This is a genomic window from Pseudomonas kielensis, from assembly GCF_014236655.1.
GTDB lineage: Bacteria > Pseudomonadota > Gammaproteobacteria > Pseudomonadales > Pseudomonadaceae > Aquipseudomonas > Aquipseudomonas kielensis.
This window is the reverse complement of record NZ_JACMYG010000017.1, coordinates 1-17,185: the sequence shown is the minus strand read 5'-3', so window position 1 is coordinate 17,185 and position 17,185 is coordinate 1. Positions and strand designations below refer to the sequence as shown.

The following is a 17,185-nucleotide window of genomic DNA, read 5'->3' as shown; positions in this document are numbered from 1 at the left end:
GTTACCGCGAGGCGGCGGTTGCGGCCAGGTGCCATTGATCCAGTGTCACCTGCAGCCAGTCGTACACCTGGCGGTAAGCGGCGCTGTGGTCCTGGTGGCGGGGCAGGGGCGATTCATCGGCGAAATGGGCGTTGAGTTGGGCAACCGACTCGGCGTTCCATTCCGGGTGGAATTGCAAGCCGATACGGGTCGAGCCGACGGCATACATCTGTTGCTCGCACAGCGCACTGCTGGCCAGCAACTGCGCGCCAGGCGGCAGGTCAATCGCGTCTTCGTGCCATTCAAGTACCTTCAATGCCGAGCCGTCGGCAAAGTTGACGGTGGTCCAGCCGGTTTCAGTCGTGGCCATGCGGCGCACTTGGCCGCCCAGGCTCAGGGCCAGCAATTGTGCGCCCAGGCAGATGGCGAACACCGGTGCCCCCTGCGCCAGGCTGGCGGCCAGCCACTGGCGTTCTTGCGCCAGCCACGCGGGGCCGGCGTTGGATTCGTATGGCCCTCCCAGAATAATCACCGGAGCGGCACTCACCGCTGGCAAGTGCCCGAGGTCAGCGCGGAATACCGCCAGGGTCAGGCCCCTGGATTGCGCCCAGGTGGCAATGGCGCCGGGGCCTTCGGCAGGGTGGTGCTGAATCAACTGCACTGAATTTGAAGGTGCGAGCATGGGCGGGAACCGTCGCAGGTGAATGTCGGACTGCGCGGGCATCATGACGCAAAGCGTGATGCTTCTGTAGGCCATTTCGGTAGGTCGAGGCAAGGGGTCATCTGTGCTCACACCTTTGCCACTTTTCTATAACTATTTGTCGCATATGCACAATTTGCTCGCTGGGTGCAGCTCTAGACTGCCGGCCACTTCGATAAATACTAGCCACAAGCTACCGTCGAGGTCGCCAACAAGAGTCTCCGCACACAGGAGTTATAAATGAAGAAGCTAGTGATGTTCGGTGCTCTGGCACTGTCCGTGTTGTCCCTCTCGGCCGTGGCCGCAGACGCCAAGCCGATCCGTATCGGTATCGAAGCCGGTTACCCGCCGTTCTCGATGAAAACCCCAGACGGCAAGCTGACCGGTTTCGACGTGGACATCGGCGACGCGCTGTGCGCGCAGATGCAAGTCAAGTGCACCTGGGTCGAGCAGGAGTTCGATGGCCTGATTCCCGCGCTCAAGGTCAAGAAAATCGACGCGATCCTGTCGTCCATGACCATCACTGACGACCGCAAGAAGAACGTCGACTTCAGCATCAAGTACTACCACACCCCGGCACGTTTCGTGATGAAGGCCGGTTCCGACATCAAGGATCCGCTGACCGAGCTCAAGGGCAAGAAAGTCGGGGTTCTGCGTGCCAGTACCCACGACCGTTTCGCCACCGAAGTGCTGCAGCCGGCCGGTATCGTGCTGGTGCGCTACGGCTCCCAGCAGGAAGTCAACCTGGACATGGTCTCTGGCCGCCTCGACGCGATGCTGGCCGACTCGGTCACCCTGGACGACGGCTTCCTGAAAACCGACGCCGGTAAAGGTTTTGCGTTTGTTGGCCCGACCTATGAAGACGCCAAGTACTTCGGTGGCGGTGCAGGCATTGCCGTGCGCAAGGGCGATAAGGAGCTGGCGGACAAGTTCAACACTGCCATCACTGAAATCCGCGCCAATGGCAAGTACAAGCAAGTGCAGGACAAGTACTTCAATTTCGACGTTTACGGCGAGTAATTTCACCGTTGGAAAAAGTGGCCACCGTTGACGCGGTGGCCACTTTTTTTATGCCTGGAGGGGGAGTCCGTTCGTGTTCATTTGGGTAGGCGCTGAGTTTTTGGGGGGGCAGATCCGCCGCACCGTATGTTTCGGCAATACCCCAATCCTCGCAGCCCTTGATCAAGGTCGGCGTGCCCGGCCTGTTTCATTCCCCGTTTTCCCTCGCATGCTACGCTGCCCCGCGAATCCGCCCCATTGAAGGAAGGTCCATGCTCAAGTTGTTTGCCGTATGCCTGTTGCTGGCATCCCCGGTCGTGCAGGCCCAATCGGTGTTGCATGACGATTTGCCGCTGCAGTACCTCGAACAATCGATCCCCGGCCCGGCCAATCAGCCGCTGGTGATTTTTCTTCATGGCTACGGCAGCAACGAGGCGGATCTGTTTAATCTCAAGGAGGGGTTGCCGGCGTCGTATACCTATTTGGCGGTACGTGCGCCGCAGGTGCTGGAGCAGGGCAGTTATCAGTGGTTTAACAAGAAGGGGGACGGGGCGTACGACGGGGACAGTGATGACTTGCAGCGCAGTGCCGCGTTGCTGATGGATTTTGTCGCGAAGGCGGCGAGCAAGTATCACACCACGGCCGATCGGGTGTTCCTGGTGGGCTTCAGCCAGGGGGCGATCATGTCGTATGAAGTCGCGCTACGCCATCCCACGGCGGTGCGTGGGATAGCGGCGTTGAGTGGCAAGGTGCTGCCGGTGTTGCGTGGTCAGCTCAAGGCGGACCCGGCGCTGGGTTCCCTGGCGATTTTCATCGGCCATGGCACGGACGACCAGCGCTTGCCCTTCAGCGATGGCACTGACGCCAACAGCCTGTTGTCGGGGCTGGGCCTGGTGCCGCAGTTTCATGCCTATCCGGGGCTCGGTCACAGTATCAGCGAGTCGGAGATCAAGGACCTCGATGCCTGGTTGTTACGGATCAATCAGTAGCTCGCCGGTTTACTTTTCGCCAAGGATGTTTTTCACCAGGGCCGCGTGCCCGGCCTTGTCGTCGGCGCGGGAGATGATCTGGATCAGCATCATCCGAGTGCCCGAGCCGGCCAGCAGGCTGGTGTTGAGGGTCGGGCCGCCGCCCTGGGTGGCGGTGAAGTCGATCTGGCGCAGTCCCAGGCCTTTGAGGGTCAGGCTTTTTTCGCTTTGTTTGTTGAAGTCGGCCAGGGCTTCGCGTTGCTGGCTGGCGAAACCGGAGATGGACTCGTCGAGGAATACCGCGTCGTTGTCCTTGACGCTGAGGCCTTCGGGCAAGGTGTTTTCGGCGATGATCAGCACGGTTTTGCTTTGCTGATTGGTGTACATGGTGCCCTTGGCGCCGGACGTGCCGTTGGCCGCGTCACCGCCGGGCAATGGGTTGGCAATGAAACCCTTGGGCAGGCTGAAGGTGAACTTGTTGCCCAGCACCGCGACTTTTTCTGCCGCGGCGGTCTTGGTCGTCGGCTGGCTGGCGGCGTAGACGCTGGCGGCGCCGAAGGTGGTGAGCGCTGTCAGCAACAGAACAGCGGCGTGTTTACTGGCGATGATTTTTTTCAGCAGCGACATGCGAGTCTCCGGGTGTGATCGCGCGGGGTGGCGATCATCCCACGGGGCCCCTCACTCACTCCAGCACGAACTTGCCGGTGGGTCAGTCTTCAAGCTTGACCGGCGGCGCTGTCCCGGTGCGCAGGGGCGAGGGTGCGGCCCGCCGCTTGGTCATCAGCAGCATCACCAGCGACACCGCCACCCCGAGCACAAAGGCCCAGCCGTCCCAACGCGGCAAGGTCAAGGCCAGGGTCAGGCAAAAGGCTGCGAAGGCGTACATGCCGGTCGCGGTGGCGCGCAGCAACGCGGCGGTGAATGCTGGCCCCCGGGTTTGCTGGGAGAACACTGCCATCACGCTGCCAAGCACCGGGAAGACCGCAAGCAAACCGCTCCAGCGCTCACCCAGGGTGCTGGCGAACCAGGTCACCGCCAGCGTCAGCAACGCCCCGGCCAGCATGCGCAGCAACAGTCTGTCGGACTTTGGCGCGGGGCCTGCGAGCAAGGGTTGTGCGGCGGGGAACAGGTAGGGAGCCGCGAGCAGGGCGGTCGCCGCGGCGATCACCGACAACAGCAGCGACGCGGGCATCACTGACAGCACCCAGGCCACCAGGCTCCAACTTAACAGGGCGATCAGCAGCGCCGCCGGCCAGTTGCAGCGTTGCGCGGCCTGGGCGTAGACCACGCAGAAGGTGATCATCGCCGACATGGCCGACAGCGCCGCGATCGCCGACTGGGTCGCAAATGCCGGGCCTTGTTCGACCGCGAGGAAAAACAGGATCGGCCCGACCACCACCGGCAACCCCGATAGCCATCCTGCGACGCTCGGTCCCCAGCGTTTGCCGGCCAGGGAAATCAACAGGAGAAAACCGGGGATCAGCACGAGTTTCAACAGCAGCACGGAGCGTTCCTTGTTCGATGGCGGGGCACACAGCATACAAGGCTTCGCCGTGGCGCCTGAACCCTCTGGTTGCAACATCCCCGTCACTTCAAGAGGGCTGCGTCGTCGATCGGTCTGGGGCTGTGTGTGATGATCCGCGCGGCGAACAGGTGGCTGATCGTGCGATGGCTGGGTTGTACCCCCAGCCGGCTTACTGATCCCAGTAGGGCACTGCGCCAAAACGTTCGACGAAAAAGTCGATCACTGCGCGCACTTTCACTGACAAGCGTCGACTGCCTGGCCAGAGAATGGCGATCTGCTGGGGTTCGAGGCTGTTGGAGGCCTGGAAATCACCGAGCACCTGCACCAGCTTGCCCCGGCTCAGGGCCTCGCCGATCAGCCAGGAAGGAAACATCACCAGGCCCATGCCCTGTTCGGCAGCCTGGGTCAGGGTGTCGGCGTGGTTGCCGGTGAGCGGCCCCCTGACCGAGTAGGGGGTCCACTCGCCCGGGTCCTGGCGGAAGAACCAGCGTTGCAGACCGGAGTCGCCCTTGTAGGCGAGGCACTGGTGCCGCGCCAGCTCCACGGGATGCTGCGGGGTGCCATGGTGTGCCAGGTACGCCGGGCTGGCGGCGACGTGATAGCGCTGCGGCGCGACCACGCGGCCCTGCATGCTGGAGTCGTGCAGGGCGCCGATACGAAACAGCAGGTCGCAGCCTTCCTGCAGTGGGTCGACGTAACGATCGGTTTGCTGGATGTCCAGCTGCAGCCTGGGATAACGCTGGCACAGCTCGGCGATCCAGGGCGACAGGTGCAACTGGCCGAACACCACCGGCGCGTTGATGCGCACCAGGCCACTGGGTTCGCTGGCCTGTTCCTGCAAGGCCTGTTCGGCTTCTTCCAGTTGCACCAGCATCACCCGGGCATGCTGGCCGAGCAGGCGCCCGGCCTCGGTCGGCGTCACAGCCCGCGTGTGGCGGTAGAGCAATTGCTGGCTGAGGGCCTGTTCCATCAATTGGATCTGCCGCGAGATCGATGAAGGCGCCAGGCCTTCGCGGCGGGCGACCTCGGAAAAGCTGCCGTGATCGAGAACCGCTACGAACAACCGTAGCGCCTTGAAACTGAGTTCATTGAGACCCTGCATGAAACAGCCTGCTGTGCGAGTTACGCAAAAGTGTTGTCGACAGAATCGCATTTATCGCAAAGGTTGGGCAATTGATAATGCCCGTCATTCTTTTCACCTTTGTGCAGGAGTTGTCATGTCTTCAGTTTCTACCCGTGAGGCCCTCGGGGCCGCTGTCACGCCCCGGCCCAACCCGCTCACCCGCTTGTTGTTGCTACCGCTGGTGATCCTGGCGGGCATGGGCCTGTCGGTGGAGGCGGGTTTGCTGGGGCCTTTGGGCGCCCAGGTGGGGCATCTGTGGGCGACCCTGAGCATTTTCGGTGTCGGCTCGGCGATCCTGTTTCTGCTGTTGCTGTTCAGCGGGCCGCAACCGGGGCCGGCATTCAGCACTTTGCCGCGCTGGCAATTGATTGGCGGTTTGCTCGGGCCGATGTACGTGGTGGTGTTGACCCTGGCGACACCGGTCATCGGGATTGCCATGACGATGATTGCGATCCTCTCCGGTCAGGTCGGCAAGAGTGTGCTGATCGACCATTTCGGCTGGTTCGGCGCGGCGCGCAAGCCGGTCAACCGGGAGCGTTGGCTGGCCTTGCTGCTGATCGTCGCTGCTCTTGTCCTGATTGCGCGGGGTTGAACATGTATCTGTTGGTGTTGTTGCTGGTGGTTGTCGCGGCCGGTGCGGTGTTGAGTGTGCAGGCGGCGATCAACGGCCGTTTGGGCCAGGCGGTCGGTGTGTTGCGCAGTAGCCTGTTGACCTTTGTGGTGGGGGCCATCACGACCGCCTTGCTGATTCTGTTCTTCGAACCAGCCCATGCCGTCAGCCTGCTGGAGGTGCCGAAGTGGCAGCTCAGCGGAGCCCTGTTTGGCGTGGTTTACATGCTGGTGATGGTCGGTGCCGTGCCCCGGGTTGGCACGGCGGTGGCGACGGTGGCGGTGATCCTCGGCCAGTTGGGCATGGGCATGCTGATCGACCATTTCGGCTGGCTGGGCAATCCGTCCATCGAGTTGTCCAGCCATCGCATTCTGGCCATGGTCTGCCTGGGGCTGGCGCTGGTGTTGATGTACCGCAGCAGTCGCCGGCAAGTGGCCTGAGGTTTATCGACTAACCTGTATCAGGAGCGAGGGGCCGCGAGGGTATGTCGGTGGGTGCGGTCACTGCTTGAGAGGTGACATTGGCGTCGCCTCTGGACGACCACACCAATGGAGTCAGACTGATGAAAGCAGACACCTGCGCTTGTCCCAACTGCTCGTGCAAACTGGGCGAGCATTCGATAGTCCGGCATGGCAAGCACTACTGCTGCGAGGGGTGTGCCAAGCATCACGAGCACGGCGAAGCCTGCACGACGGCGGGCTGCCAGTGCGCCAAAGGGACTCATGGCTAGTGGGTATGACCTTGCCGTTGACGCCGAGATGGCGCCCACGGCAAGGTCATGCACGCTTCAGCTGGTGGGCCGCCACGTGACGTTTTCGATGCCGAATTTCTCCGCTGCCGGCTTGCTGGTCTTCTTCACTTTCTCTCGGCCAAAGCGGCCGATGCGCCCAACCCCGGCGTCGCAACTGGCCCAGTGCCAGGCCTCGGCGTTGTCCATCTTTTCCTGACGGATGATGAAAGACTTGGGCACACCGTGAAGGGTGTATTCGATGACGAACAATTTTGCGTTGATCATGTGCCGCTATTCCTCCCTGTCGTACTAGAGTGATCCCCCGTCGCTGAAAAAATTCATTCCAATTGCTCGGCGGGCCTCAATCGACTGGCTTCTGGGGGGCGGCCAATGGGCTCTGTTAGACTGGGCGATCTTTTTTGCCGAGGTGCCCCCCATGAGCGAGCCCATTCGCCTGACTCAATACAGTCACGGTGCAGGCTGTGGTTGCAAGATTTCGCCCCAGGTGCTGGAAGTGATCCTGGCTGGCAGCGGCGCCCAGAACCTCGACCCGAAACTCTGGGTGGGCAACGCTTCGCGTGATGATGCGGCGGTGTATGCCATTGATGACGAGCGCGGCGTGGTCTCGACCACCGACTTTTTCATGCCGATTGTCGATGATCCCTACGACTTCGGGCGCATCGCCGCGACCAATGCCATCAGCGATATCTACGCCATGGGGGGCGATCCGTTGATGGCGATTGCCATTCTCGGCTGGCCGGTCAATGTGCTGGCGCCGGAGATTGCCCGGGAAGTGATTCGCGGCGGTCGGTCGATCTGCGATGAGGCGGGAATCCCCTTGGCCGGTGGGCACTCGATTGATGCCCCGGAGCCGATTTTCGGCCTGGCGGTCACAGGGCTGGTGCAAAAACGTCATATGAAGCGCAATGACACGGCGACCGTTGGTTGCCTGTTGTACCTGACCAAACCGTTGGGGATCGGCATCCTCACCACCGCCGAGAAGAAGGGCAAGCTGCGTGACAGCGACGTGGGCCTGGCTCGGGACTGGATGTGCACCTTGAACAAGCCTGGGAGCCGATTCGGCAAGCTCGACGGCGTGACCGCCATGACTGATGTCACCGGTTTTGGCTTGCTCGGGCATCTGGTGGAAATGGCCGACGGCAGTGCGCTGACGGCTCGGGTCTACTACGACCGCGTGCCGCGCCTGCCGGGTGTCGAGTACTACCTGGACCAAGGGTGTGTGCCGGGTGGCACCCTGCGCAATTTCGACAGCTACGCCAGTAAGCTGGGGCGTGTCCAGGAGTTGCACAAGCGTGTGTTGTGCGACCCGCAGACCAGTGGCGGCTTGCTGGTTGCCGTGACACCGCAGGGCAACGCGCAATTCCTGGCGGTGGCCGCCGAGTTGGGGTTGGACCTGGCGCCTATCGGTGAACTGGTCGAGCGACAGAGCAACGCGGTCGAGGTGATTTGATGCCTGTCGATATCACCGATTACCGCGACATCTTTCTCAACGATCGCCCGATGATGGACACCCGTGCGCCGATCGAATTCACCAAGGGTGCGTTTCCCGGGGTGGTCAACCTGCCGCTGATGACTGACAACGAACGTCAGCGTGTCGGCACCTGTTATAAGCAGCAAGGCCAGCAGGCGGCCATTGTCCTGGGGCACCAGTTGGTCTCGGGGGCTATCAAGGCCGAGCGGATCCAGGCCTGGGCCGATTTCGCGCAGGCCCATCCCGAGGGTTATCTGTATTGCTTTCGTGGAGGCCTGCGCTCGCAGATCGTCCAGCAATGGCTCAAGGACGAAGCAGGCATCGACTATCCTCGGGTCGGCGGTGGCTACAAGGCAATGCGTACCTTCCTGCTGGATACGCTCGACCAGGCTGTCGGCCAGTGCGATTTCGTTTTGCTCGGTGGCATGACCGGTACCGGCAAGACCGATGTCCTCACGCGATTGAACAATGGCCTGGACCTGGAAGGGCATGCCAATCACCGTGGCTCCAGCTTCGGCAAGCGGGCGAGCGGGCAACCGTCCAATATCGACTTCGAGAACCGCCTGGCAGTCGACGTACTGAAAAAGCGCGCCAGGGGCATCGAGCAGTTTGTGCTCGAGGACGAAAGCCGCATGGTGGGCAGTTGCGCCTTGCCGTTGCCGCTGTATCAGGGCATGCAGCGTTTTGCGATGGTCTGGCTGGAGGACAGCGTGCAGGGGCGGGTAGAGCGCATCCTGCGTGATTATGTGGTGGACCTGTGCGCCGAGTTTGTCGCGGTGTATGGCGATCAGGGCTTTGTACAGTTTTCCGAGCGCTTGCTGGACAGCCTGAACAACATTCGCAAACGTCTGGGGGGCGAGCGCCACCAACGGCTGTTCGGCTTGATGGAAGCGGCGTTGGCTGAACAGGCACGCAGCGGTGCGGTGGACCTGCATCGCGATTGGATCGAAGGGTTGTTGAACGAGTACTACGACCCGATGTACGCCTTTCAGCGCGAGAAGAAGGGCGATCGAATCGAGTTCGCGGGTGAGCAGGCCGCGGTGCTTGAATACCTGCGCGAACGCAGCCGCCGGCAAGCTTGAGAACAAGGCGCCGACCGTTCAGCGCCTTGCCACGTGCCTTACAGTATCAGCGCGCCGATCAGCCCGCACAGCCCGCCGACCAGCATGGTCAGCAGGGCCACGGTCACCAGCACCCGGGTGTCGAAGTCTTTGCGCAGCATCAGCAGCGACGGCAGGCTGATGCTGGGCAGGGTCATCAACAGCGCAACCGCCGGGCCGGTGCCCATGCCCAGGGCCATCATGGTCTGCACGATCGGGATTTCCGCCGCGGTGGGGATCACGAACAGGGTGCCGACGATGGCCAGCGGTACCAGCCACCACAAGCTGTCTGCCATCGCCCCGTCAACGTGGGGAAACAGCCAGACCCGCGCGGCACCCAGCACCAATACGGCCAGGATGTAGACCGGAATGGTGCTCCAGAACAATTGCCACAGGGTGCGGATCCAGCGGCCGAGGAAGGGTTGCGAATCCGTGGTGCTGACGTTTTCCACGGCTTGCAGGGCGGCTTGTGGCACTTGCTCGGGTCGCGAAATGCGCTGGGCCACCAGCGAAACCCCCAGCACCAACACGATGCCGGCGACCAGTCGCAGGGCGGTAAAGCCCCACCCCAGGACAAAACCCATGAATACCAGGGTGGCCGGGTTCAGCACCGGGTTGCCGATCCAGAATGCCAGCGCCGCACCCACGGATACGTTTTGCCGGCGCATGCCGGCGGCTACCGGCGCTGCACAACAGCTGCACATCATGCCGGGCAGGGCGAACAGGCCCCCGCGCAGGGTGGAGGCGAAGCCCGCGCGGCCGAACAGCCGCAGCAGCCAGTCCCGCGGGATCAGGACTTGCAGCAGGGAACCGAGGATTACCGCCAGGACGGCGGCCTTCCAGATTGCCAGGAAGTACACCTTGGCGTACGTCAATGCGGCGGCCAGGGGGGCGGTTTGCGCGTCGTTGAGAATCGAGGCGCCAATGCTGTGGCTGTCGGCAGCGGTAAAGGCCTTGAAGTAGTACGGGGACCACTTGACGTAGTAGAGGCCAATGCAGGCCACCAACAGGAACAGGGCCGGCTTGCACCAGAACGACCAGCCCCGGTTGGGGGTGGTTAAGAAGTTGGACATACAGGGGTTCCGGGTACAGGGGGACAGGTCGCGCATCATACCTCACCCCGGGCCCTGCGCTGGTGCGGCCGCCCTGTCAGGTCGGGCAGCTCTCCTGGCCATTGTCCAGGCCCTGTTTGTAATGCTGGCTCTGCAAGGTGGCCTTGCCGTTGTGCCAGGTCAGGGTCAGGACGTACATCGAGTCGAAGTCGCCGGACTCCCAGTCCTCGGTGATCGACAGCTTGCTGCCCACCGCTTCGCGCGCCACCTTGTTGATCAGCTCTGGCAAGTAGCCATGGGACCAGGCGGTGTAGATGATCGAGTTGTGGTACTTGTCGTGGAGCAGTTCGTCCGCCAGTTCACTGGTGTCGTTGGCGGAAAACTCGATGTTCACCGGCAGGCCCAGCTTGATCGCGCTCGGGCTGATGGTCATCAGGGGACGGATGTAGCTGTAGGAGTTGTCGAGCTCGCCTTCCTCGACATTGCGGGTCGGGTTGGCGGCAAACACGAAATCGGCTTTGCCGAATTTTTCGGGCAGCAGCTGTGCCAGATCGATGGCGCGGTTCAGGCCCTGGCAATTGAGTTGTCCGAGACCGCCGGCCGGTTTTTCCGCATGCCGCAAAAACACCAGGGTCTGGGTGCCATCAACCGGCTGGGCGCGGCTTTCGCTCGACTCCAGCGACAGCAGCAGGGCGCAGGTAGTCAGCAGTGCAGGGAGGAACACGAAGGCGCGCTGTTTCAGGCGTTGGGTGATCTGCAGTGGGTTTCTCATCAAGTATTAGTTCTTCAGCACATTCAGGTTAAGGCTGACAAACCTTTCCACCGCAAGCTCCCGGCTTCGGATGGTTTTCCATGTCGTTGGGCGAGTCATCTTGCGCGCGCGCTGCCTTCAGAGTCCGCTGAGGGCCATTGGTTCGATTGGAATCTGCGGGCGCGCACTTTATCCGGGGTAACGCTGAGAATGGGGGAAGGTTAGCGACATAATGTTTCCGATTTAAGATGCCGGCGCCGGCAGGCTCGCTATAAGCTAGCCCGCGTACAGGCCGGCCGTGTGCCGCGTGTTAGGCCAAAACTCAGCCGTTGAATTGTCACTGGATGTTCACTATGACCGATTTGTCAGCGTTCCCGATTACTGAAAAATGGCCTGCCCAGTTCCCCGAGTGGCTTCAACTCTACTCGTTGCCTACGCCAAACGGGGTCAAAGTCTCGATCATGCTCGAAGAGATCGGCTTGCCGTACGAGGCCCATCGCGTGAGTTTCGAGACCAACGACCAGATGTCCCCGGCGTTCCTGTCGCTCAATCCCAACAACAAGATTCCGGCGATCCTCGACCCTCACGGCCCCGACGACAAGCCGATGGCGCTGTTCGAGTCCGGAGCGATCCTGATTTACCTCGCCGACAAGAGCGGGCAACTGCTGGCCCAGGAGTCGGCGGCACGTTACGAGACGATTCAGTGGCTGATGTTCCAGATGGGCGGTATCGGCCCGATGTTCGGCCAGTTGGGCTTTTTCAATAAATTCGCCGGCAAGGAGTACGAGGACAAACGTCCGCGGGACCGTTATGTCGCCGAGAGCACCCGCTTGCTGAAGGTACTCGACGAACGCCTGCAAGGGCGTGACTGGATCATGGGTGAGCGCTACACCATTGCCGACATCGCGATCTTCCCGTGGGTACGCAACCTGATCGGATTTTATGAGGCCGGCGACTTGGTGGGGATCAATAACTTCCCCAATGTGCTGCGGGTACTGGAGCGCTTCCTGGCGCGCCCGGCGGTAGTGCGCGGGTTGGAAATTCCCAAGCCTTGAACCGGTCCGCCACTGCCGGGTGCAGTGGCGTACCTGGGCGCTGGGTTAGCGGTTGCTGGCCGCCAGCTTGAGGCCAAAGCCGATCAGCGCGATGGCTGCCACCCGGGTGGCAATGGTCCGGGCCAGGGGCAGGGCCTTCAAGCGGATCGCCGCGGCGTTGCCGATCAGCACCAGGGCGCCCTGGTACAGCAGGCTGATCAGGGTCACGTGGACCATCATCGCCACCAGGGTCACCGTCGACGACCCCGGGCTGATGAACAGCGGGAAGAACGCCACGAAAAACAGCATGACCTTCGGGTTGGTCAGGCTGATGACCAGGGCGTTGCGCAAATAGGTGCGCGCCGAGCGTCGCGGTTCCAGGGCCGCGTCATGTTGCGCCACCGGGGTGCGCAACATTTGTATGCCCATCCAGCACAGGTACGCTGCACCGAACCACTGCAGCCCCTGGAACAGCAGCGGGTTGGCGCTCATCAGCGCTGCCAGGCCGGCCGCAGCGGCAATCATGTAGGTCGCATCCCCCAGCAGGGTCCCCAGCACCGCGCCAAAACCGGCGCCGATGCCGTTGCGGGCGGTGGCATTGAGGATGGCAAAGGTGCCAGGGCCGGGGATCAGTTGGAAAATCACGATCGCCGCGATGAAACTGCCGTAGTTGTGTATCTCAAACATCTGGGCTCACTCCGTATCCTTCGGGGTTTGTCACCCACCGTGGGTGCGTTAGGCAGATTAGTTGAACTGTGAGTCACTGTCAGGGGATGGGGCCCCTCGGGTTCTATTGTTACTGTTTTCGCAATAAACTCTTGCCTCACCGGCATTTGTGCCAGCAGGGGCGAGGGGCATAAGCTCGCGCCTCCAGCACTTTTTGTCTTGTTCAGGCCTTTGGCCTCCTGCCAGGAAATTTCATGTCCAGCCAGTTCCCCGAAGCCCGTCCACGCCGTTTGCGGCGCACCCCGCAACTGCGCAAGCTGTTCCAGGAAACCGAGTTCAGCCTCAATGACCTGGTGTTGCCGATCTTTGTCGAGGAAGAAATCGACGATTTCGTACCGATCACCAGCATGCCGGGTGTGCGGCGGATTCCCGAGTCGAAACTGGCCGGTGAAATCGAGCGTTACGCCCGGGCCGGTATCCAGTCGGTGATGACCTTTGGGGTGTCGCACCACCTGGATGGCAATGGCAGCGACACCTGGCGGGAAAACGGTCTGGTGTCGCGCATGGCGCGGATCTGCAAGGACGCGGTGCCGGAAATGATCGTCATGTCCGACACCTGCTTCTGCGAGTACACCGATCATGGCCACTGCGGGGTGATGCATGGCGCCGAAGTCGACAACGACCTGACGCTGTTCAACCTTGGCCAGCAAGCCGTCGCCGCCGCGCGTGCCGGGGCGGATGTGATTGCACCCTCGGCGGCCATGGACGGGCAGGTGCAGGCCATTCGCCGCGCCCTGGACGCTGCTGGCTTCCACCAGACGTCGATCATGGCCTATTCGACCAAGTTTGCCTCGGCCCTCTACGGCCCGTTCCGCGAGGCCGGTGGCAGTGCGCTCAAGGGCGATCGCAAGAGCTACCAGATGAACCCGATGAATCGCCGCGAAGCCGTGCGCGAATCGCTGCTGGATGAGCAGGAGGGTGCCGATGCGCTGATGGTCAAGCCCGCCGGCGCCTATCTGGACATCATCCGCGATATCCGCGAAGCCTCGCGGTTGCCGCTGGCGGCGTATCAGGTCAGTGGCGAGTACGCGATGATCAAGTTCGGCGCGGCCGCCGGGGCGATCGACGAAGAGCGGGTGGTGCGCGAGAGCCTGGGTGCGATCAAGCGCGCCGGTGCGGACCTGATCTTCACCTACTTCGCCATGGACCTGGCGCTTAGCGGAATCTGACCCGCTACGGGCGCGCGCTCAGCTCATGAACGGCTTGATCCCATGAGCGTGAAAGTAGCGCTCGATGACTTTCGGGTCAGCGCCCGGGTCGGCGAGCGCTACGTAGCTGTCAGGCCGCAACAGGTAGAACCCATTGCACGCCAGGCCGGCTTTTGCATGGGCGGGCGTGTAGGCGAACACCTGCAGCGCCAGGTGATGATCGCTGCACCAGGCGCGCATTTCGTCGCTGGTGTCGCCGTACACATGCACCTGCCAGGCGGGGAGGGCGAGGCTGGAAAAGTTGTCGCGCTCAGCATCCTGTACCCACGGCAGGCGATCGCCACCGAACACCGTGCCGGCATGGCCCGCACTGAGTGGCATCGCGCGGTAGTTCAGGGTGATTTGCGACACGGTGCGGAACAACCACTCGCGAGCCCGCTCCAGTGCCGCCATTTTGGGTAACAGCAACGGTGCCACGCGGGTGCGCAACAGGTCGGCGATGGCGCCTTCGGCTGTGATGAAGCTGAATACCCGATCGGTGGTGCTCACCAGTTTGCGAGCAAAGGCCATGCGTTCGATGGCATAGCTGTCGAGCAACCTGTGATCTGCCGTTCTGGTAGTGGGTGGTGTCTTTATCATCGCCCCATGGGGAGGCTCAGCGCTGGGCAAACGCCAGGTTCAGGCCCAGTGCGGCGAACGATGCGGCAAATCCGCGGCGCAGCCAGTTCTGAACGGTGGGTGACTCGATGACGGCCGTGCGAAAAAAGTTCGCCAGTAAGCCATAGATCACAAATACCGCAAAGGTCATCAACATGAACACTGTGCTTAGGGTGAGCATCTGCACCGTGGCCGACGGCCCGTTGGGCGTGATGAACTGCGGCAGAAACGCCAGGAAGAATATCGTCAGCTTGGGGTTGAGCAGATTGAGCAGGCCAGCGCGCAGCATGATGGTGCCGCCACTCAGGTTGAGCGGTGTATCGCTGACGGCAAATGCCGAGCGGTCGCGCCAGGTGGCATAGGCCAGGTACAACAGGTAGGCGACCCCGGCAAACTTCAGCCCCTGGAATGCCAGCGCGCTGGTATGCAGGATTGCCGAGAGGCCCAGCATCGAGGCCATCAGGTGCGGCACTATCCCGCCCGTGCAGCCCAGCGCAGCGTAGACACTGGCCCGTTTGCCAGCGGCCAGCGCCGTGGAGAGGGTAAATACCACGCCAGTGCCGGGGATCAACACGACGATCAGTGAGGTCAGCAGAAAATCCATTGTCAGCATGCCAGCGAACTCCAGTCGGTGATCGGGTGTCAGAGCACCCGCAAGCAATCGTTCATTGAAGTGCAATGCGGGTTGCTTTTCCAGAGGAAAACACCGAAGTGTAGTGCGAGTCATTCGCCCGGTCGGTCAAAAGGACCCTTGAGCCACACCATGCAAGCCAATCAATTGATCATCAGCCTCGCTACGCTGCTATTGCTGGCCGGGTGTGCGAGTCAGGGTAGCCGCGATGCAGCGCCCAAGCCGGACCAGGTCAAAGCGCAGATCGTACGCTTGTTGCCCGCCAGTACGGTGGACCGGCAAGGTTGGGCTAACGACATCTATAGTGCCTTTGCCGCGCAGGCGATTCCCGCGACCTCGCAGAATCTCTGTTCGGTGCTGGCAGTGACCGAGCAGGAGTCGACCTTTCAGGCTGACCCGAAAGTGCCGGGGCTGGGCAAGATTGCCCGGGACGAGATCGACCGCCGTGCTGCCAGGGCGCATATCCCCAGTCTCCTGGTGCGGGGGGCCCTGCAGGTCAGTTCGACCAATGGCAAAAGTTACAGTGACCGGTTGAATGCGGCGCGTAGCGAAAAAGAGCTCAGCGCGATCTTCGATGACTTCATCGGCCGGGTGCCCATGGGCAAGACCCTGTTCGGCGGGTTCAACCCGGTGCACACCGGTGGGCCGATGCAGGTCAGCATCGCGTTTGCCGAAAAGCAGGCGCGCAACTATCCGTACCCGGTGGACGGCTCGATCCGCCGTGAGGTGTTCACTCGGCGGGGCGGCATGTACTTCGGCATCGCCCACCTGCTCGGTTACCCGGTGAGCTATAGCCAGCCGCTGTATCGCTTCGCCGACTTCAATGCCGGCTGGTACGCCAGCCGCAATGCGGCATTCCAGGCTGCACTGAACCGCGCGACCGGTGGTTCCCTGGCGCTGGATGGCGACTTGATCCGCTACGGTTCGCTACTGCCGGGTTCCACTGAACTGGCAGTGCGCAGCCTGGGTAAACGCCTGGATATGCGCAACAGCACGATCCGCGATCAACTGGAGTTGGGGGATAGTCTGGCTTTCGAAGACAGCAAACTCTACAAGCGGGTATTCGCGCTGGCCGAAAAGCCTCAAGGCCAGGCGTTGCCCAGGGCGGTGTTGCCGGGGATTGAGCTAAAGAGCCCGAAAATCACCCGTAAGCTCACCACGGCCTGGTTTGCCAAGCGTGTCGATGAGCGTTATCAGCGTTGCATGAAGCGCGCAGCCGCGGGTTAGGGCCGACGGAGGGCGAAAAAAGCCCGGCAGAGTGTGCCGGGCTTTTTGTTGAGGTGTGCGGACCGGCAATTCATGCACGGTTCTGGGTCAGGCGATCGGAGCCACCTTCGGCGACACGGTTTTGTTGCAGACGGTCGGAGCCACCTTCGGCGACACGGTTCTGTTGCAGGCGGTCGGAGCCACCTTCGGCGACACGGTTCTGTTGCAGACGATCGGAGCCACCTTCGGCAACACGGTTCTGTTGCAGGCGGTCGGAGCCACCTTCGGCGATCACGGCGGGTTGTTGTGTGGCGCTGACGGGGTGTGCCAGGTCGGTGGCGAATGCACTGGTGGCCAGTACGGAGAAAGCGAGGCTGAGGATGATGTGGCGTTTCATGAGGGTGTGCTCCGGGGGTGTCGTGGTTGGTATGGAGCCAATGTTACGCGTCAGGATTTTTAAGAGAATTTCATTGGGTCGATGGTGAACATCGATGGCGGTGATGGCGCGGACAAGCAGGACCAGGAACTGATGGGGGCAGGGCAAGACATTGCTCTTCTATATAGAGAGTCGGGATTGAGGGCGGTTCTGGGGCTTTTGATAGAAAAACCAAATTAGCAGTTGACGGCAGATTCCAGGTGTCTATAATTCGCCCCACTTCCGGCGCAGTCGAAACGGGAAACTCCTTGGTAAACAATGAGTTACGCAGTTTTCGGCAGCAGGTTGCTTCAGTTCATCGAAGCGCGAAAGGAGTTG

At 61.8% G+C, this 17,185-nt stretch carries 20 protein-coding genes and 1 pseudogene; 10 read left to right on the top strand and 11 right to left on the bottom strand.

The annotated features are described in order from the left end of the window. Window position 1: 1 nt before the first annotated feature. Window positions 2-661 carry a type 1 glutamine amidotransferase gene (locus H7995_RS16650; RefSeq protein ID WP_182344044.1) on the bottom strand — a complete coding sequence of 220 codons (660 nt, stop codon included), beginning with the start codon at window positions 659-661 and terminating at the stop codon, window positions 2-4. A 258-nt stretch (window positions 662-919) separates the two neighbouring features. Here H7995_RS16650 and H7995_RS16645 point away from each other — a divergent pair, with 258 nt between their 5' ends. Then, window positions 920-1,699, top strand: coding sequence for an ABC transporter substrate-binding protein (locus H7995_RS16645; protein ID WP_095167862.1), 780 nt, complete (start codon window positions 920-922; stop codon window positions 1,697-1,699). Between the two features lie 251 nt (window positions 1,700-1,950). Beyond that, a complete protein-coding gene (locus H7995_RS16640; RefSeq protein ID WP_166592388.1) occupies window positions 1,951-2,667 on the top strand; it encodes an alpha/beta hydrolase in 717 nt (238 codons plus the stop codon). 9 nt (window positions 2,668-2,676) lie between these two features. Here the strand turns inward: H7995_RS16640 and H7995_RS16635 are convergent, their stop codons facing one another. From H7995_RS16635 to H7995_RS16625, 3 genes are all read right to left on the bottom strand, one after another. Next, window positions 2,677-3,273 carry a DcrB/PsbP domain-containing protein gene (locus H7995_RS16635; protein WP_166592389.1) on the bottom strand — a complete coding sequence of 199 codons (597 nt, stop codon included), beginning with the start codon at window positions 3,271-3,273 and terminating at the stop codon, window positions 2,677-2,679. Window positions 3,274-3,355: 82 nt separating this feature from the next. Continuing rightward, the gene (locus H7995_RS16630) at window positions 3,356-4,150 is read right to left on the bottom strand and encodes a hypothetical protein (protein WP_166592390.1); all 795 of its coding nucleotides are present in this window, start codon (window positions 4,148-4,150) and stop codon (window positions 3,356-3,358) included. 190 nt (window positions 4,151-4,340) lie between these two features. Further along, on the bottom strand, window positions 4,341-5,273 hold the full coding sequence (locus H7995_RS16625; RefSeq protein WP_166592391.1) for a LysR family transcriptional regulator: 933 nt from the start codon (window positions 5,271-5,273) through the stop codon (window positions 4,341-4,343). Window positions 5,274-5,388: 115 nt separating this feature from the next. On the opposite strand from H7995_RS16625, the gene H7995_RS16620 reads away from it, so the two are divergent. The 3 genes from H7995_RS16620 to H7995_RS16610 all read left to right on the top strand — a co-directional run bounded on the left by H7995_RS16620 (window position 5,389) and on the right by H7995_RS16610 (window position 6,634). Next, the gene (locus tag H7995_RS16620) at window positions 5,389-5,886 is read left to right on the top strand and encodes a DMT family transporter (RefSeq protein WP_232534592.1); all 498 of its coding nucleotides are present in this window, start codon (window positions 5,389-5,391) and stop codon (window positions 5,884-5,886) included. Window positions 5,887-5,888: 2 nt separating this feature from the next. Beyond that, the gene (locus tag H7995_RS16615) at window positions 5,889-6,344 is read left to right on the top strand and encodes a DMT family transporter (RefSeq protein ID WP_166592392.1); all 456 of its coding nucleotides are present in this window, start codon (window positions 5,889-5,891) and stop codon (window positions 6,342-6,344) included. A gap of 122 nt (window positions 6,345-6,466) precedes the next feature. Beyond that, a complete protein-coding gene (locus H7995_RS16610) occupies window positions 6,467-6,634 on the top strand; it encodes a metallothionein (protein ID WP_166592393.1) in 168 nt (55 codons plus the stop codon). A gap of 57 nt (window positions 6,635-6,691) precedes the next feature. Here H7995_RS16610 and H7995_RS16605 read toward each other — a convergent pair whose 3' ends face one another. Next, a complete protein-coding gene (locus H7995_RS16605) occupies window positions 6,692-6,919 on the bottom strand; it encodes a DUF6555 family protein (RefSeq protein ID WP_095167875.1) in 228 nt (75 codons plus the stop codon). Window positions 6,920-7,070: 151 nt separating this feature from the next. Here H7995_RS16605 and selD point away from each other — a divergent pair, with 151 nt between their 5' ends. Both selD and mnmH read left to right on the top strand, forming a co-directional pair. Beyond that, a complete protein-coding gene (gene selD / locus H7995_RS16600; RefSeq protein WP_185818631.1) occupies window positions 7,071-8,105 on the top strand; it encodes a selenide, water dikinase SelD in 1,035 nt (344 codons plus the stop codon). Continuing rightward, a complete protein-coding gene (gene mnmH / locus H7995_RS16595) occupies window positions 8,105-9,208 on the top strand; it encodes a tRNA 2-selenouridine(34) synthase MnmH (RefSeq protein ID WP_185818630.1) in 1,104 nt (367 codons plus the stop codon). The genes selD and mnmH overlap by 1 nt, the downstream gene beginning before the upstream one ends. A 38-nt stretch (window positions 9,209-9,246) precedes the next feature. Here the strand turns inward: mnmH and H7995_RS16590 are convergent, their stop codons facing one another. Both H7995_RS16590 and H7995_RS16585 read right to left on the bottom strand, forming a co-directional pair. Continuing rightward, a complete protein-coding gene (locus H7995_RS16590; RefSeq protein ID WP_185818629.1) occupies window positions 9,247-10,299 on the bottom strand; it encodes a permease in 1,053 nt (350 codons plus the stop codon). A gap of 76 nt (window positions 10,300-10,375) precedes the next feature. After that, window positions 10,376-11,050, bottom strand: a complete 675-nt coding sequence (locus tag H7995_RS16585) for a histidine phosphatase family protein (RefSeq protein WP_185818628.1) — start codon at window positions 11,048-11,050, stop codon at window positions 10,376-10,378. Between the two features lie 332 nt (window positions 11,051-11,382). Between H7995_RS16585 and H7995_RS16580 the strand changes: the two genes are divergently transcribed. Next, window positions 11,383-12,084 (top strand): glutathione binding-like protein, encoded by a 702-nt coding sequence (locus H7995_RS16580; RefSeq protein WP_182344051.1) that lies wholly within the window; start codon window positions 11,383-11,385, stop codon window positions 12,082-12,084. Between the two features lie 45 nt (window positions 12,085-12,129). Here the strand turns inward: H7995_RS16580 and H7995_RS16575 are convergent, their stop codons facing one another. Continuing rightward, on the bottom strand, window positions 12,130-12,750 hold the full coding sequence (locus H7995_RS16575) for a LysE family translocator (RefSeq protein WP_166592398.1): 621 nt from the start codon (window positions 12,748-12,750) through the stop codon (window positions 12,130-12,132). Window positions 12,751-12,983: 233 nt separating this feature from the next. On the opposite strand from H7995_RS16575, the gene hemB reads away from it, so the two are divergent. Continuing rightward, a complete protein-coding gene (gene hemB, locus H7995_RS16570) occupies window positions 12,984-13,958 on the top strand; it encodes a porphobilinogen synthase (protein ID WP_166592399.1) in 975 nt (324 codons plus the stop codon). 18 nt (window positions 13,959-13,976) lie between these two features. Here the strand turns inward: hemB and H7995_RS16565 are convergent. Both H7995_RS16565 and H7995_RS16560 read right to left on the bottom strand, forming a co-directional pair. Further along, a pseudogene (locus tag H7995_RS16565) lies at window positions 13,977-14,546 on the bottom strand (FAD-dependent oxidoreductase); the annotation flags it as partial. Window positions 14,547-14,592: 46 nt separating this feature from the next. Further along, window positions 14,593-15,207, bottom strand: a complete 615-nt coding sequence (locus H7995_RS16560) for a LysE family translocator (protein ID WP_166592400.1) — start codon at window positions 15,205-15,207, stop codon at window positions 14,593-14,595. A gap of 150 nt (window positions 15,208-15,357) precedes the next feature. Between H7995_RS16560 and H7995_RS16555 the strand changes: the two genes are divergently transcribed. Continuing rightward, window positions 15,358-16,452: a DUF1615 domain-containing protein gene (locus tag H7995_RS16555; RefSeq protein ID WP_182344057.1), complete on the top strand. Its 1,095-nt coding sequence runs from the start codon at window positions 15,358-15,360 to the stop codon at window positions 16,450-16,452. 70 nt (window positions 16,453-16,522) lie between these two features. Here H7995_RS16555 and H7995_RS16550 read toward each other — a convergent pair whose 3' ends face one another. Beyond that, a complete protein-coding gene (locus H7995_RS16550) occupies window positions 16,523-16,828 on the bottom strand; it encodes a hypothetical protein (protein WP_182344059.1) in 306 nt (101 codons plus the stop codon). Window positions 16,829-17,185 lie beyond the last annotated feature (357 nt).